The sequence below is a fragment of the Gardnerella sp. KA01001 genome, from assembly GCF_049244025.1.
Lineage (GTDB): Bacteria > Actinomycetota > Actinomycetes > Actinomycetales > Bifidobacteriaceae > Bifidobacterium > Bifidobacterium swidsinskii.
In genome coordinates this window covers 1,507,478-1,522,685 of record NZ_CP058366.1, presented here as the reverse complement: position 1 = coordinate 1,522,685, position 15,208 = coordinate 1,507,478, and the positions used below count along the sequence as shown (strand labels likewise).

At 36.8% G+C, this 15,208-nt stretch carries 20 protein-coding genes and 1 pseudogene; 17 read left to right on the top strand and 4 right to left on the bottom strand.

From position 1 onward, the window contains the following. Positions 1-463: 463 nt before the first annotated feature. From HXT59_RS06180 to HXT59_RS06145, 8 genes are all read left to right on the top strand, one after another. Positions 464-757 (top strand): DUF2089 family protein, encoded by a 294-nt coding sequence (locus HXT59_RS06180; RefSeq protein ID WP_004110367.1) that lies wholly within the window; start codon positions 464-466, stop codon positions 755-757. Next, complete coding sequence (locus HXT59_RS06175) at positions 754-927, top strand: hypothetical protein (RefSeq protein ID WP_004110365.1); 174 nt, start codon at positions 754-756, stop codon at positions 925-927. Before HXT59_RS06180 ends, HXT59_RS06175 begins: the two co-directional genes overlap by 4 nt. A gap of 279 nt (positions 928-1,206) precedes the next feature. After that, positions 1,207-1,668, top strand: coding sequence for a hypothetical protein (locus HXT59_RS06170; protein WP_004110362.1), 462 nt, complete (start codon positions 1,207-1,209; stop codon positions 1,666-1,668). A gap of 12 nt (positions 1,669-1,680) precedes the next feature. Beyond that, positions 1,681-2,232 (top strand): hypothetical protein, encoded by a 552-nt coding sequence (locus tag HXT59_RS06165; RefSeq protein ID WP_012913982.1) that lies wholly within the window; start codon positions 1,681-1,683, stop codon positions 2,230-2,232. Between the two features lie 187 nt (positions 2,233-2,419). Further along, positions 2,420-3,073 (top strand): response regulator transcription factor, encoded by a 654-nt coding sequence (locus tag HXT59_RS06160; RefSeq protein WP_004110353.1) that lies wholly within the window; start codon positions 2,420-2,422, stop codon positions 3,071-3,073. A 34-nt stretch (positions 3,074-3,107) separates the two neighbouring features. Continuing rightward, positions 3,108-4,280, top strand: coding sequence for an exodeoxyribonuclease V (locus tag HXT59_RS06155; RefSeq protein ID WP_012913983.1), 1,173 nt, complete (start codon positions 3,108-3,110; stop codon positions 4,278-4,280). A gap of 302 nt (positions 4,281-4,582) precedes the next feature. After that, positions 4,583-4,852, top strand: a complete 270-nt coding sequence (locus HXT59_RS06150; RefSeq protein WP_004110348.1) for a type II toxin-antitoxin system RelB/DinJ family antitoxin — start codon at positions 4,583-4,585, stop codon at positions 4,850-4,852. Beyond that, the gene (locus HXT59_RS06145) at positions 4,845-5,120 is read left to right on the top strand and encodes a type II toxin-antitoxin system YafQ family toxin (RefSeq protein ID WP_012913985.1); all 276 of its coding nucleotides are present in this window, start codon (positions 4,845-4,847) and stop codon (positions 5,118-5,120) included. Before HXT59_RS06150 ends, HXT59_RS06145 begins: the two co-directional genes overlap by 8 nt. 120 nt (positions 5,121-5,240) lie before the next feature. Here the strand turns inward: HXT59_RS06145 and HXT59_RS06140 are convergent, their stop codons facing one another. Continuing rightward, the gene (locus HXT59_RS06140) at positions 5,241-6,128 is read right to left on the bottom strand and encodes an IS3 family transposase (protein WP_421784340.1); all 888 of its coding nucleotides are present in this window, start codon (positions 6,126-6,128) and stop codon (positions 5,241-5,243) included. 615 nt (positions 6,129-6,743) lie between these two features. Here HXT59_RS06140 and HXT59_RS06135 point away from each other — a divergent pair. From HXT59_RS06135 to HXT59_RS06125, 3 genes are all read left to right on the top strand, one after another. Further along, positions 6,744-7,136, top strand: a complete 393-nt coding sequence (locus tag HXT59_RS06135; protein ID WP_415693494.1) for a hypothetical protein — start codon at positions 6,744-6,746, stop codon at positions 7,134-7,136. 292 nt (positions 7,137-7,428) lie between these two features. Beyond that, the gene (locus HXT59_RS06130) at positions 7,429-7,914 is read left to right on the top strand and encodes an NUDIX hydrolase (RefSeq protein WP_076002746.1); all 486 of its coding nucleotides are present in this window, start codon (positions 7,429-7,431) and stop codon (positions 7,912-7,914) included. 510 nt (positions 7,915-8,424) lie between these two features. Continuing rightward, a complete protein-coding gene (locus HXT59_RS06125; RefSeq protein WP_076002747.1) occupies positions 8,425-9,057 on the top strand; it encodes a helix-turn-helix domain-containing protein in 633 nt (210 codons plus the stop codon). A 736-nt stretch (positions 9,058-9,793) separates the two neighbouring features. Here HXT59_RS06125 and HXT59_RS06120 read toward each other — a convergent pair. Further along, positions 9,794-10,048, bottom strand: coding sequence for a type II toxin-antitoxin system Phd/YefM family antitoxin (locus tag HXT59_RS06120; protein ID WP_004110957.1), 255 nt, complete (start codon positions 10,046-10,048; stop codon positions 9,794-9,796). 310 nt (positions 10,049-10,358) lie between these two features. On the opposite strand from HXT59_RS06120, the gene HXT59_RS06115 reads away from it, so the two are divergent. Both HXT59_RS06115 and HXT59_RS06110 read left to right on the top strand, forming a co-directional pair. After that, positions 10,359-11,345, top strand: coding sequence for a helix-turn-helix domain-containing protein (locus HXT59_RS06115; protein WP_421784280.1), 987 nt, complete (start codon positions 10,359-10,361; stop codon positions 11,343-11,345). 21 nt (positions 11,346-11,366) lie between these two features. Beyond that, positions 11,367-11,603, top strand: a pseudogene (locus tag HXT59_RS06110) (hypothetical protein); the annotation flags it as partial. A gap of 248 nt (positions 11,604-11,851) precedes the next feature. On the opposite strand, the gene HXT59_RS06105 reads toward HXT59_RS06110, so the two are convergent. Together HXT59_RS06105 and HXT59_RS06100 are read right to left on the bottom strand one after the other, a co-directional pair. Beyond that, complete coding sequence (locus HXT59_RS06105) at positions 11,852-12,253, bottom strand: hypothetical protein (RefSeq protein WP_012913990.1); 402 nt, start codon at positions 12,251-12,253, stop codon at positions 11,852-11,854. Continuing rightward, complete coding sequence (locus HXT59_RS06100; RefSeq protein ID WP_004110950.1) at positions 12,250-12,453, bottom strand: helix-turn-helix transcriptional regulator; 204 nt, start codon at positions 12,451-12,453, stop codon at positions 12,250-12,252. The genes HXT59_RS06105 and HXT59_RS06100 overlap by 4 nt, the downstream gene beginning before the upstream one ends. A 199-nt stretch (positions 12,454-12,652) precedes the next feature. Between HXT59_RS06100 and HXT59_RS06095 the strand changes: the two genes are divergently transcribed. The 4 genes from HXT59_RS06095 (at position 12,653) to HXT59_RS06080 (ending at position 14,949) form a co-directional block, all read left to right on the top strand. After that, positions 12,653-12,949 (top strand): type II toxin-antitoxin system RelB/DinJ family antitoxin, encoded by a 297-nt coding sequence (locus HXT59_RS06095; RefSeq protein ID WP_004110949.1) that lies wholly within the window; start codon positions 12,653-12,655, stop codon positions 12,947-12,949. Between the two features lie 423 nt (positions 12,950-13,372). Beyond that, complete coding sequence (locus HXT59_RS06090; RefSeq protein WP_004110943.1) at positions 13,373-13,945, top strand: hypothetical protein; 573 nt, start codon at positions 13,373-13,375, stop codon at positions 13,943-13,945. 175 nt (positions 13,946-14,120) lie between these two features. Beyond that, positions 14,121-14,261 (top strand): hypothetical protein, encoded by a 141-nt coding sequence (locus HXT59_RS06085; protein ID WP_004110941.1) that lies wholly within the window; start codon positions 14,121-14,123, stop codon positions 14,259-14,261. A 238-nt stretch (positions 14,262-14,499) separates the two neighbouring features. Beyond that, positions 14,500-14,949: a hypothetical protein gene (locus HXT59_RS06080; RefSeq protein WP_004110940.1), complete on the top strand. Its 450-nt coding sequence runs from the start codon at positions 14,500-14,502 to the stop codon at positions 14,947-14,949. Positions 14,950-15,208: the final 259 nt, after the last annotated feature.

The following is a 15,208-nucleotide window of genomic DNA, read 5'->3' as shown; positions in this document are numbered from 1 at the left end:
AAAAAAGTGTAGCTATACTTGGAGTTCTCTCAATCCACGTCGAGAGTGTTGTCTTGATGTCAAAGATTGATTAGCTGGGTGCATTGAAAGCTTTGTGTAGCAGGGCTTAGCGAGGGCTATCGTTAAAAGGTTTAATGCGAAGCGGCTTCAAGCTGGGTTCTCGCGGTTTTTGAGTGCGATTTTGCTGTATGAGGGAAGATGTCGACGCTCTAGGGTTGAGTGCACAGGATGTTAACGTACTTCGCTCGCGTTGAAAGCACACTGTGCTTTCAACTTTGAGCAAGCTCAGCGAATCGAAGGCGTAAAACAAAAATAAGGATTGGAGTTATAGGTTAAAATTGTCCTAAGCCCCCTTTACGTCATATCTCTCATGCTCATTCTTGACAAACCCATACAACAACTTTAATATTTTTAATAAAAGTTTAATTTAATTAAAGTTTTGTAGGTTGAAGAAAGGGGTGATATGGATCATATTCCAAAATGGATGGCTAATCTCACAGATGAAGATATGTCGTTTATAAAGAACTTTGTATTATCGTCTGGGTCGTTAAAAGAAATGTCGCAAATGTATCAAGTCTCTTACCCAACGATGAGAATCAGGCTTAACAGGCTTATTGAAAAACTGCGCATAAGCGACAATGAACCAGAAGATCCGTTCGTTCTTTTGGTAAAGAGTCTTGCTATTGACGATAAATACGATGTTGACACAGCTCGAACACTCATAAACGAATATAGAAAAAGGAAGGATGAATCATGAGCTATGCATTATTTGGTCCGATAATTGACATTCTTATCGCACTTGCTATATGTGCTTTAGTGTTCTTTATTGCAAGAAGTCTTATTCGATATGCGCATTCTCTTAAGAAAGACGATAAGTCATCTAAGCAGTCTGCAGAAGATAAAAGAATCGCATTACAGGACTTATAAAACACAAAAATAACAAGTTATCGTGGCAGAAATTGCAAAATTAGCAAAAACTGCCACGATAGCTCCATAAATATGTCTTTATTTAAGAATGGTTCCAAAATGTAAATATTTTTAAATGTTGGTTGTTAGGAACATACAAACTACTAATAGTAAAAGTTTTTTTAAAAAGTTTTCTAAAAGCACTATCGTTAAAAATAGGTACACCTATTTGTGTAGATAAAATCTGCACGTTAGTATGTTGGTAATTTACGAAACGAGAATCACGAGGAGGTGCTTATTATGACTAATCCTTTGCGCGGTATACGAGAAGAAGATATCGTCAAGTATTTTAAAGATCACAATCTTTCAGTTGATAAGACGTATGTATTTACAATGAAATACGACCCTTGGTGGAAAGATTTAATCAAACTATTTTTGTTACCTAAATTATTCTATGTAGCGCAAGGCGTTGATGCGCGTATTGTCGCTGCCACTAATAATGAGTTTATTGTGGTTAATCCGAATGCCATTTTAGGCTCGGGTAATCTAGCTAAATTAGACGATAAGCATCTTCGTCGCATTCCGTGGAATCAACTCACTAATTTTGAAGTTATAAATAAGCCAACAACTCAAATAATTCGCTTTACTGTCAATAGTAAAACCGAAGAATGGAGTGTACCAACGGAAAGTGCTAGCGTATGGCACTTTAATGTGTACAATCTTGATAATTTGAGAAAAACAATACAATCGCACATTAAGTAAGGAGATACGGTTATGTTAAAGGTAAAAAAGATTGTAACATCACTGATTGTGACTGTTTTGTCTTTCGGATTCTTGTCAACAACAATTTCAGCTGCGGAAGCGACTGAAAATAAGTCTACAGCTATTGTACAACAGGATGTTAAGAAAATTGAACAAGAAGTTCGTTTTATTTTTGAAGAAGCTAGCAGTTATAAGAATGGCGTGGTTTCTGTTAAAGATGAGCTCCTTAAGATGAAATATGGAAAAGTAATGGCAGCATACATTGCTGAAGGTATTCGACAAGTATATACAAATGATAACCTGTTGGACGCAATCCGCGCGAATAGCCAAGATAAGGATTTTTGGTCTTGCATGGGCGGCGAACTTATAGGTTTAATTCCTGGGATGGATATTGCTCAACTGCTTTCCAGTGGTGATTTTAAAGCTTATATTGAAGGGCATGCTTGGGATAAGCTTGCTAAATTCCTTGCAAAACAAATCGCTAAATTTGGATTGAAGGTGAATGTTGCAGGTATCGTAGCATCAATCGCAATTGGCGCTGGGAAATGTCTCATTTTTGGATGAAATAGTAATAAATTGTTCACTTTTGTCATAGATTTATGATGCATGTATTGCAATTTTGTATTGCAAAATATGAAAATAATGCTTTGGCTTTATCGCACAATTACTTTGCGACAGAGCCGAAGCATTTTAATCATCATTCTAAACATCTATTGACAAGCAAATTCCAAAACAAGATATCATATATTGTATGAACACTACTTATGCAATTGTTGATAATGACACGTTTGTATTGCGATATATGCAACTTCTTTTAAAAAGTCGTTTGCCTGAAAACTTTGTTTGTGCATGGATGTGTTCTTCTGCAAAACAAGCTATTCATCGTTGCGTTACAGAAAATACTCCTGACGTACTTTTAGTAGATATGTCAATGAGAGAAATGAGTGGTGTTGATGTAATTAAAGCAATTCGCGAGCGCAATAGCAATATTGTTTTAATTGGCATTACTTCCTACATGCTGGATGAATACGTATTGCAAGTTGCTAAGTCGGGTGGTCAAGCGCTAGTGCATAAAGACAATTTAGCAGACGTAGTTGCAGCTATCCAATCGCGCGCAACGAGCTACGGGTGTCCAGAATTGCCACAATATATTGACTATTTTCACACTCCGCAAGAATCATTTAATATGATTTCTCAACTTCCGAAGACTTCAGTTTTGTCTCCTCAAGAATCGGAAATTATGCGCTTGTGTAAACAGGGGTATTCGTCAAAAGAGATTGCAGATCAGCTTAATGTGAAAGTTTCAACAGTCAACACGCATTTACGGCGTATTTATGGAAAACTTCAAGTTAAAAGTCGCATGCAGGCGCTTGCTGTGCTCGCAAAATATTCACATGACATATAACGTGTAAGAAATTAACGTGTAAAAGTAGGTAGTTATGAAATTATTAACGCGTATGATCAATTTTTTGCCGCATGATGCCTGGCAGAAAATTGGAATTGGTGTAATCATAAGTTGTACTTTGATTCTTGAGATTTGTTCCTATAATAATCTTCATTACTACTCTAATTGGCATGCAATTACAGTTGAAATAGTATGGATTGTAATCTGCTTATGCATTGCAATATGGCCACGTAAAGCATCTTTTATTGTACTTATTTGGATGCCGTTGGTAATTATTGCGCCAAATATCAACTACTCATCTATGATGCTTACCATATTGATTTGTTTGGCAATTGCTGTAATTACTCAACCTTGGTACACCGTGCTTTCTTCTTGCGGAGTATCTTCATGGTTCTTTATTATCTGCGATTTTCAAAACGCCTATGTGTTAGCGTGGTGGCTTCTTATCACTCTTATTTCTAGTGCAATCGTAAAATACTATATTTCTACTATTCACCAACAGCAGGAACAGTTATTTGCGCAGCGTTACAACGTTTTTCAAAAATATGCCACTATTGCAGCAATTCGCATGCATGATGAAGTAACTAATGAGCTTTCCAGCATTATGATGATGGCTCAACAATCTATTGAACCTCAAACAACTCATGAGCAAGAGCATGAAAATTCGCGAGAGATTCTTCAACGTGCTACTACAACTGTTCATAGAGCACGTAATATCATTTCTCTTCTTGACAATGCTACAACTGCAAGCACTGGCGATGTTATGCAATCGACTACATGTTATAAAGATTTTTGTACAGGCTTACGCGTTTTATTTGACTGTGAACAAAAGTCATTTGAAAAGCTTGGCTATATTGGTTCCATTGACTTGAGTAGTGATTTAGCTACTGAAGATTCTCAATCAATCCATTTGCCTTTTGAAGAATGTGCTCAAATTGAGTATATTTGCCGAGAACTGCTTGCGAACGTAAAAAAGCATGCTGCAAAGCCTAAAGAATACGCCATGAATGTAATGCTTAATGACCATGAATGTCATATTACGTGTATAAATAGTGCGCAACGAGGTATTCTTGCTAACTTGCAATTAGGATATGGACTGCGTTTTCATAAGATGCTTGCGGAATGCGTTGGTGGAACTTTTAAAGTTATTGAAGATGACGATTCGTGGATTATTAATGTACATGTTCCGCTTCATGCAGAGAAATAGCCATTGCGCAAGATGCTTATTGTGCTTTCTTGCGCTTCAATCGAGTATTTGGACGAACCTTTGTGCAGCAGATGCAAGTAGGTGGTTAATTTGCAATGCAGAATGCTGCTTCGTTGCTATGTTATACCAGTTATCGTGGCAGTTTTTGCTAATTTTGCAAAAACTGCCACGATAACTTGTGATTTAGTAATAATTGTGTACACAATGGTGCTACTTTGGTATTACGTTGGGTGCTGTAGGTCTGTTATAATAAAGCAAAGCATGAATAACAAATTCATGATTTTGAGCTTAAAGGAAACGACATGACTTCTACAAAAACAGCTAGAACAGGCAGATTAAGTGTAAGAGTTAATCCAGAAATACGGGATAGCGCATCGCAAGTTCTTGAACATTATGGTCTTGATATGAGTTCAGCAGTCAACCTATTTTTATATCAGATTGTAAATACGCAACGTTTCCCATTTTCACTTGAAAGTTCTCCATATGAGCATGCTATTGATGAAGCTATGAAAGAAAAACCAATAGCTGCAGGTACTGTAGACGATTTTGCTGAGCTGATGCGCAATGCCTAAACCGCCATTTTATAGTCCAATCTATCTGCGAGATGTTAAGAAATATAAGCAGAAGCATTACGATATTGAGCAAGTAATCAATATTGTAAGACTTATTTGCAATGGTGCAGATTCTCGCGAACTTGCAACTTATAGAGATCATATTCTTAAAGGCTCATATAAAGGCGTGCATGAATTGCATGTGTCTGCAGATGTTCTACTGTTGTATCAAGTTAAAGAAGATTGCATTATATTTCTACGCTTAGGATCTCACGACGACTTATTCTAGATAGCAAAATCTACCACGATAACTTGCTTAAAAATATAGTTATACAAAAGGAATCACATTTTCAAGCGTACTTGATGAAATTATAAACTTATTGAACGTTCTTAACTCTAAGCAAAATGACTAAATTTTGTATCCGTTGGCGACAAAGCGACAATTTTGGCGACATAAAAATGTCGCTTGGGGCTTAGTACAATTTTTAGACATTTTGTGCAACCATAGCACGATGTTCCATAATTGTCTTTTAATCCCCATTTTAATTCTGTGATTGTTGTAAAAATCAATATAAGTATGAATAGCTTGACGTAATTCTTCTGTACTATCCCAGTTAAGTGGATAATACATTTCTGTTTTCATTTGTCCAAAAAAGCCTTCACAGGCAGCATTATCTCCACTGTTTCCTTTTCTTAACATGGAGCGTGTAATACCAAGACCTTCTAATCTCTCAATCCACCTGCCATCTCTATAGTGACCTCCTCTATCTGTATGAATAACTAAGCTTTTACATTCTGTAGTGTCAAGGGTAGTTAAAGCCCCTTCTAACATTTCATCTACAAGACACTGATCTGGGTGGTTTGAAAGAGCGTAAGAGGCCACTTTACTATCAAAACAGTCAATCATAGGGCTTAAATAGAGTTTTGACTCTTTTGCTGAAAACTCAGTAATGTCTGTAAGACAAATCTTATTAGGTGAATCTGCATGAAAATTATTATTAACGATGTTACTACATGCGGGAGTAATTTCTCCTATGTAACTTGAATAGCGTCTTTTACGCCTGGCATATCTAACCTCAATTAACTCTTCTTTCATGAGCCGTCTTACTACTTTTTCAGATACTTTAATACCTTTAGTTCTCAACGCTAACCATATTCTAGGAGAGTCATAAGTAAAGAAGTTTTCTTCTGCAATCTTGTGTATGCAACCTCGTATATGTGCGTATTTGTCAGGTTTTTGAAGAGCATTTTTAGCATAGTAATAACTTGAACGTTTTATCTGAAGTGTTTTAATCAGAAGCTCTAACGGTAATACTAAAAGTAGTTAGGCTTATAACACTTTTTGCGGAGTGAGGATTTCTGATATTAATACGGTTGGGATTATATTAGATTTGTTGGGATTGTATTAAATACAGTTGGGACTTTATTAGCTACGGTTGGGACTCTATTAGAGCGTGGCTAATGCTCGTTTTGTTTTCTAAAACGAGTGTTGTTTAACGAGAAGGGGGGTGAAAACATTGTTAACGCTTAAACCTCAAAGCACGTAGCTTTCAAGGCAAGTGTGGTTTTTACATGTCAAACTGTTATAAAAACGAGATTATTCCACTCTTTTTTACACTCATGATACGGGTTTTAAGAAAGAGCGGGTAAATGTTATAAGAATTTTTGGAACAATTAACAAGATTGTGGTTAATGATTAATCAATAAGACACTACTAATAAACAGTTAAAGCCTGATTAGCTATAGGGCGATGAGATACGTCAATAGGATCCTCATGGTTTTTTCATGACTCCTATGAAGTACCTCTATTCTACTATGGCTGTTTTTCAGGTATTAGAGTCGGTACTTCATAAAGTATCGGCTCTTTTTTGTATGTGTCTTCACCCTACCGCTGCAGGCGGGAAGGGTGAGCATGAAGACTCGTAAAACTAATAGCAACGATCGAGCAACATATAAGTACACAAGTTGTGTTCGTAATGAAGATGGTAGTTATAGTGAAGAAACTATCGAGATTAAACCAGGCGAAAATGGTGTAACCGTTGCGGATATTAAGATGCTTCACTCAATGGATGACAGTGAGGTTTACTACAACAATAAGAACCTGCGTCCTACTAGAACTGCTGAAGAAAAAGCTGAGATTAAGGCGTGGAAAGAAGAATATATCCAGCATTTTAATCTTAAGCATGGTTATGAGCCTAACAAGGATGATGTGGAGTATGCTACTGAAGAGCATTTTCCACGTAACTATAATCTTTCACTTGACTTTGATGCACGTCGAGAGTGTCGTATTGATGTCAAAAGCTGATTAGGTGGGTGCAAGTTTGCCCTTGTGTAGCAGGGCTTAGCGAGGGCTATCGTTAAAAGGTTTAATGCGAAGCGGCTTTAAGCTGGGTTCTCGCGGTTTTTGAGACCAGTTTTGCTGTATGAGGGAAGATATCAACGCTCTAGGGTCGAGTGCAATAAGTTCAATGATTGTTGCTTGTGCACAGTGTGATATACAAATGTATCAATCACTTGGATTTTCAATTCAGATTGGGAACTTGTTTGCATTTGAACCATAAGTCACAGTCATTAGATAAAAAATAAAGGAGTAAACTATGGAACATAATTGCGGATTTATTAACGATAAAAAAGCATTTAGATATAGAGCAGCAGCCATCATAGTAGAAGAAGGTTGTGTGCTATTTGCAGGAAATGATGAGGACGACTATTACTACTCAGTTGGCGGAGCGGTTCACATGGGCGAGACATCAGAAGAAGCCGTTAAGAGAGAAGTATTTGAAGAGACAGGTCTTAATTATGAAGTAGATCACCTTGCTGTCATACACGAGAACTTATTCATCGGCAGCTCTGGCTTAAAAGGAGTAGACTTCCATGAGCTGACATTCTACTACATGATGAAGCCCATGGGCAAAAGAGATTTTACGAGCCAAAGCACTACAGAGTCAGATGCTAAAGAGACAATGCATTGGTTACCTATAGATGAGCTTGATAAGTTCAAGGCTTACCCGACATTTATGAAAGAATATCTTAAATCGGAGCATAGTGGAATAGAGCATATAATTTCAGATGAAAGATATTAATGAATTCCGCTATTATGGCAAGAGATCGTTACATAAACATTAGTTCTAGTTTCTTAACTCTTGGATACAATGAAACTTTTCCTTCTGTACTCTGAAACTGTTTGCTTTCTGTGTTATATATCCCAGCATGCACTTGACAACAAACGTATGTTTCTGTTGCCTTATTCCGTACGTTCGTTGTTGGGGATTGGCATGAATGAGAGCAGAGCAATGAGGTGGATATCGGTCTTCGGCGCATTGTGTTGTATGGCTCGTGCACCTTGGATTTTGTACGTTCTCTGTTAGTTTTGTATAAATTCTTTTGAAACAGCTATTTTCACATAATTATGTGCGCGTGTGCTAAGAAAATGCCGTGTTACGATTCGTAACGCTTGTGTTATCGTTCGTTCCTTTTCTATTCATATGTTGCTCGTTAGCATGTAATTACGCAGTGCGATTATTAATTGCATTACGAGCAAAACAAATAATCGTTAAGAACGAAAACTTATAGCCAATGAAAGGAGTTATACGATGTTGTTGGGAGAAAAAATCAGAAATGCGCGCGTGGAAGCGGGTTTAACTCAGGAAGAACTTGCTGAAATGATTATGGTTTCGCGTGCTGCGGTAGCGAAGTGGGAAGGCGGTCGCGGTCTGCCGGATGTTGCAAATTTGAAGGTGATTGCGGATGCGCTGGGCGTTACTGTCGACTATTTGTTGGATAAAGACAATGCTATTGATTTGTCAATCATTAAGAAGCCTATTGATTTAGCGAAGTATGGTCTTAATGCAAAATTGGGTGTTCGTAAGAAAATCAAGATAAAGGAACAAATTATTCGCGATGAATATGCAGACGCTGAAATTATTATGCTCACGGTGACGAAGTTTATTCCAAATTCGTCTGAAAAGTTTATGGATAATTTTATCGGGTGTATTACTACTTTGTTCGGTGATATTCCTTTGTTTGATACGTTTGCATTCGGTAAAGCGGTAGAGAGCATTGGCAGTGAACAGTATTACTTGGTGAATAAAAAAGAAAAGCAATTTTTTGTGCTGATAACGGATGAGTATATTATTAGCAGAATGATGCGAGTAAAGTTCACTGATAAGAAGATGTGTGTTGGGGATAAGGAATTTACGCAAGTTGGTAAGTTGCGTGATAAGTAAGAACCGGGAACCGGTAGTTGGTTGGGAATTGGTCAGAAGAATGTGTTTTTCAGTTTTGATTTCCGCATTCTTCTGATTTTTAGTTTCCGGGTTTTGTACATGCTTTTAGTGTTTTACATGACAGTTGATCATAAGAAATGAAATTCGATTTTTGCACACATATAAAAATGCATATTCTTTGCATCTGGCTAGTCTACTGAAATTATTTGACCTGTGCGTCAAAAAAGTTCATTGGCACCAAGTCATGATTTTGACTATATAAAACGTTACATTGGGCTTTTAGAAAGATATGTCACATATTGTCGAATTTCCATTATTTGTTGTTGATAATATTTTCAATGTTTCTGCCTGTATAAAAGATACGAACAATCGTCACGCTACATTTATCTTCATCTAAGAGGTAAAAAGCTGTGTAGCTATCTATGGGAACCCTGTGTATTTCCATAGAACACCAAGGCTCCCAGCCAACAATCTAGTATTGCATGGGCATGGTGTTAGTAGAATGGATATCATGCCTGAAATCAGGCTATAAAGTCAATTTTAAACCTTTAACGATAGCTTTTTTAATAACCGTTAGCATAATAATGATTGTTATTAGGAATAGTTATTCCAGTAGTGCGTCAATATTTCGTTTTGAGTATAGAAGTCTTCGCACTTCCATAGTGTCGTCGATGACAACGTAAAAAATAGAAAAGTTGCGTACACTAATCCTGTAGTAAGGGTGTTCTCGTGTTGATTAATCCCTTCTCCTTACACTATCAAAGACGTCGTCTTTAGAAAGACGCGTAGAAGTATTTGCGGCAAAAGTATCTGCTTCGTCGAGTTTTCTTTCGATGTCGTCAGTGAGAGCAGAGTATTGTTTGATGCTCATGAGAACCATAGTTCCATAACCGTTTTTTGTAAGGAATACTGGTGTATTTGAATTTATAACTGTTTCTTCTACTTCTGGGAATTTATTTCTTAAATCGGAAACTGGGCGAATATTGATCATAGTATCAACCTCCTTTTATCAAAAAAGTATCATAATATTATCAAGATTACAATAGTTAGCGCGCTATCGAACTTTTATTCCGACGTTTGGCGAGATATTATTCCAATGTTTGGCGGCATCAGTGAAGATGATTGGAAAGTGCGGTGCAAACATGAGAGAAAACGAATTGGTGGTCGGTTGCGCTCATTTGTCGGCAGAAATTGCGCTTTTAACGGTAATTGTCAATCGCACTTGCTACTACGCAACTGCTGTTTCAGCTATAATTTCACCATAATCATGATGAATTCTAGTTTGAAATGGAGATGTTTTTATGATTTTAGCAGATAAAATATTGGAACTGCGTAAACAAAACGGTTGGTCGCAGGAAGAATTGGCGGACAAATTGGGCGTCAGTCGCCAAGCTGTTTCCAAATGGGAAGGCGCACAAAGTATCCCGGATATGGAACGGATAATTGCATTGAGCCGTTTGTTTGGTGTTAGTACAGATCTTCTGGTAAAAGATGAAATTGATGTTATGGGGAAGAACGTCAACGCAGGTGAAAATGCCTGCCAGGAAGAAGCCGGCGTTCGCATGCGGGTAATTGAGCTGGAAGAAGCCTCCGCTTATATTGCTCACAGAATATCATTTGCCGCCTATGTTGCTCTAGGCGTTCTTCTTTGTATTCTGGCGGCAATACCGTTGGTCGGCAGTGATCTTTTGCTTTCTCACACAGTAAATGCACAAGTCGGTAAAACTATGGGCTTAGCATTCAGTGTTGCGATTATTACCGTAGCTGTAGCTATTTTTATTATTCAGAGTTTCCACGGAAAGCGTTATCAATATTTGGAAAAAGAGGACTTTGAAACGGCTTACGGCGTTGACAGTGTGCTCAAAGAACGCTTGGAACGGTTCATGCCGTCGTATGTGCTGCGGACGGTCAGCGGTGTCGTTTTATGTATGGTTGCCTTTATTTTTCTTATAATTTCGGATATAGCACCGAAATTTTATCAACTTTCATCCGGCTTTTTTGTAGTTATCGCTATTGCCCTGGTGGCAGCAGCTGTCTATTTATTCGTACAGGCGAATATTGTCCGCTCGTCCTATTGCCGTTTGCTGCAACCGAAGAAAAAAACTGTCTATCCTGCAAAGATTAGCTTATTCCTCCAAGCTTACTGGCTTATAATTATCTGCATTTATTTAGCCTACAGTTTCATCACGTCCGATTGGGGAAAAAGTTGGATTGTTTGGCCGTTGGCCGTATTGACTTACGGAGTAATAGAAGTAGTGCTCAAAGCGTGGAGGCTCGGAAAGAAATAAGTGACTTTCGGAGCCGATTTTGTGGCGAATAATGTTAAGGCTGTTGCTTCTTGCATGGTGGATACGTTAAATGGTACGAGTGTTTTAGAAGGAGAAATACCTAAGGATGTATGTCTTGAAGTAGTTTGTGAAAATGGTATTAGCGAGGTTTCTGATAAGAATAAGGTCAATCTTAGTTGTAATAATTTTGGGCGCAAAACAGATGGATGTGCTCACTATGCTGTGCATTGCTTGAATGGGAAAGCTGTAGTGAAGTAATACTGTTGCGGTGTTTTATGTCTGTCACTGTGACTAGTCGCACGAAATATAGTTTGGCATATTCTAAAAATGCTTAGGAATGTTGGAGTATTAGGCTTGGTGGTTTTTTAATCCAAGTGTAAAGGTCATTTTCATTTGCCTTGCCTGATGCAACTTTGAGAATAAAAAAGTTTCGTATTAGGGATAAGGAATTTATGAAGGTTGGTCAGCCTTGTAATAAGTAGTAAATGAGCGGGTTATGTCTGGTTTTAATATTTTTTCTCATAATATTTGTTGATAAAAAACATGATTAATGGAGAAAAGGCAATCGAAATAGCTAAAAGAGCAGCTGGCAAATATGCTTTCGTGATAAATGCAATTATGGCAATTATTCCCATTAGGTGCATCAGTATGAATGCCATTGTTGCATTTACTTTATCTTTGATTTTCTCATTTCTTTCATCGTTCACATTTATTTTGTAGTTGTGGTCTTTTTCTATCATCTTATAGTGCATGATTTTTACGTGTGAAAGTGAGATAATTGCAACAAAAACAACTGACAGTACAATTCCTACGGATTCGTTCAGTTTAAGAGTCAGCGCAAGAATTAGTCCGCAAATTCCTATTACATAACCTATGTACCAAAAATTCTGTGTTTTTTGTTTTTTCATTTTTTATCTTCCTCGTAGATAAATATTTCTTCGATTGTTAAATTAAAGTACTTAGCAATTTTGTATGCCAATATGATTGATGGATTGTATCTTCCATTTTCCAAAGAACCGACTGTCTGTCTTGATACTTCAAGTGCATCTGCAAGTTCTTCTTGTGTTATGCCTTTTTCTCTTCTAATTTGTTCAAGTCTATTTTTCACATTACATTCTCCTTCCTAATGGAAAGCTAGCTTTACATATAAGATAATTATTTCGAAAGCAAATTTCAAGTTAGCTTTCCAGTGTATTTAATAAAGATGTGGTGGAGCACCTGCCGTGAGTTTTGCTTTGCTAATGCTGATGTTAATGCAATGCCAATGCAATGTCATATAATCATTGTAAGAAACAAGGGGTGATTGTATGGCGAAAACAGCTAACTTGTATACTCGTATTGATCCAGAGTTAAAAGAGCAGGCAGAGTATATATTGAATTCTTTGGGTCTTCCTCCTTCGAGTGCTATTACCATGTTTTATAAGCAGGTTGTTTTGCAGCAGGGGCTTCCTTTTGATGTGAAATTGGGTTATAGAGAGCCGCGTGATGTGAGTTCTATGACTCAAGGTGAGTTGAATGATGAGTTGGAAAAGGGTTATAAGTCAGTTTTATCTGGTGATGTGAAGCCTGCGGATAAGGTTTTTGAGTCCTTGCATAAGGCATAGGGTTCGTGTCGTGTGATAATTTTCTTATTTTTTATTTTGTTTTTGAAGAAAAGTATGAAGTTGTGGTTTCTCGTGTGCTTTATGGGAAAAGAGATATTGAGAAAGTTATAAATGGCAATTAAACCTTTTGCAATATCTCGCTTCTATCGTTAAAGCGTGTACTCATTTTGCCACACATTTGTTTATGTATGGAAATAAAATCCTGTAGATTATCGGATGATTTTTAGCTATAGTTATTTTGTAGGCTGTATATCTGCATTCTTTGTCCATAATTTACATCCCGTCAGTTTTATTAAACTCAAAGATGATTTGTACTCCGAGATGAATAAATATTTGGCAGATGATGGTGAAGAACAAAGTGAAGATTGAACATGAGAATCGTAGCTGCAATTAGGTAAAGATTAAGTTGTAGAGGAGGCATAAATGAAGAATATCAAGCATTATGCTTTTTTGACTATGGTAGTTTGCCTTATGTCACTTATTTCAGGTTGTAAGAGTCAGAATAATTTTAGTGATAATAATAGAGAAGTAAAAACAGAAAATCAAAAGTCTGCAAGGAATGAAAGACACTCAGAAAATAATGAAGATGTTGACTGGAAAGAGGTAAGTAAAAATGGTGTTGATGAAACTTTGCTCATAAAAAACATAGATGAAAAGGTTCTCACGTATGTTGCTAAACAGTTACAAAATCTATGCGACGAGATTGGTGAAAAGGGGGTCAAAGATAAATACTATCGGCTGACAGGGTGGTATAACGATGTAGTATATTCTAAGCAATACAAGAGTGTTGTGTCGTTGGGTAAAAAAGCAATGAAACCATTGTTCCTAATAATATATAAAAGCAAAGAGGCTGGAATGTATGAATGGGTTTGTAGTAAAGCGTTAGATGAAATATCTGGTTTTGATTTCTCGGGATTAAACAATGGCGCAGGCTGGAGTAATTCTAGAGAATTTTTAAAGGCATTTACCGATAAAATTATTGAACAAAAAAATTAACAACTCTCTGTTTACAATTGTCTTGGATGTTTACACTCCTACAATATTCCCAATATTAACTTCCATTCTGCAATGAGCATTAAGACTATTTTGCTGTCGAGTGATTATTAATTTAGTTGTTTATGTTTTGGGGATCAAATCGGTTAAATAATTGTAAAAAAGTTCCCTACACTGTTTGATTTCTCATGGTAATGGCTTGTTGGTTATTCCAGAAAATAGGGTTCCTGAGTTTAAGAAGTTGCTTGTTGGGTATTATGAAGGTGAAGATTTGCAGGTAATTGCTTCGTTTATGAGGGAATATTGTTGGAAGCATTAAACGCTCACAATTATGTTGGTTCCTCTGGCTCTGCGAATCTTGCTGTTTATAAAAATTATAGTTTGCTAGTAAATGAAGAGATTAGTGTCAATAATCTAGACAAATTAATAAAAAAAATAATATATTTATTAAGATTATTACAGTAATCAGAGCGAATGGTAGATCTTGTTTACTTAATAATCTGTTTTATGATCATTTGATACAGAGTCGTGTTAACGAAAAGGAGGCTAGTAGTGTTATGAGAAGTAAAACTATTTTTTGTAAAACCATTTTTCAAAGTTGTCTTGTTATGCTTCTGCTGCTAGGTACTCTCTTTTCTCTTGCGGGATGTGCCGACGATGATGAGAAGGCGGAGCTTGCGTCGTATCATTGGGAGACGGTGGCGGTGTCTCAAGAAGAGTTTCGTATACCAGAAAACTATATAAATAAGGATGAATTGTATCTCTTTGTGTCACGAGACATTCTTGATTCTCACTATGATTTGTCTAAAGTTACTCTTGGAGATAAGCGTATTAAGTTAGTTGACTCATCGTTCAATTTACCTGGTCCAGGACTTAAAGCTTTATTTTTAGTTGGAAAATTTGATTTAAAAGACAAGCCAGGCTCTTGTAAGTCAAGCTCTTGTGTTCTTAAAGTACCAGGGCTTAATAAAGCAGGTAATGTTGCTATAGGTTATAAGAAGAAATAGTAATATTTTGCACATGTTAAACAAATGTTTTGTGATTGCTTATATTTGAGTTTTTTGCGGAATGCTAATATAATTTTCCACGTAAAGCACATTTAAGTTTATGAGGTGTTGCGCTATGACTGCCCAAATGATCGCTAGTCTTAAGAACGGTTTGAAAGGCATATAAAAGCACATAAAACAGCTTAAGATACATATTCTTTAGCAGTATTAAACACGCATTGCACATGGTGTTTTGTTTCATTATGTTTGCGCATGCGCG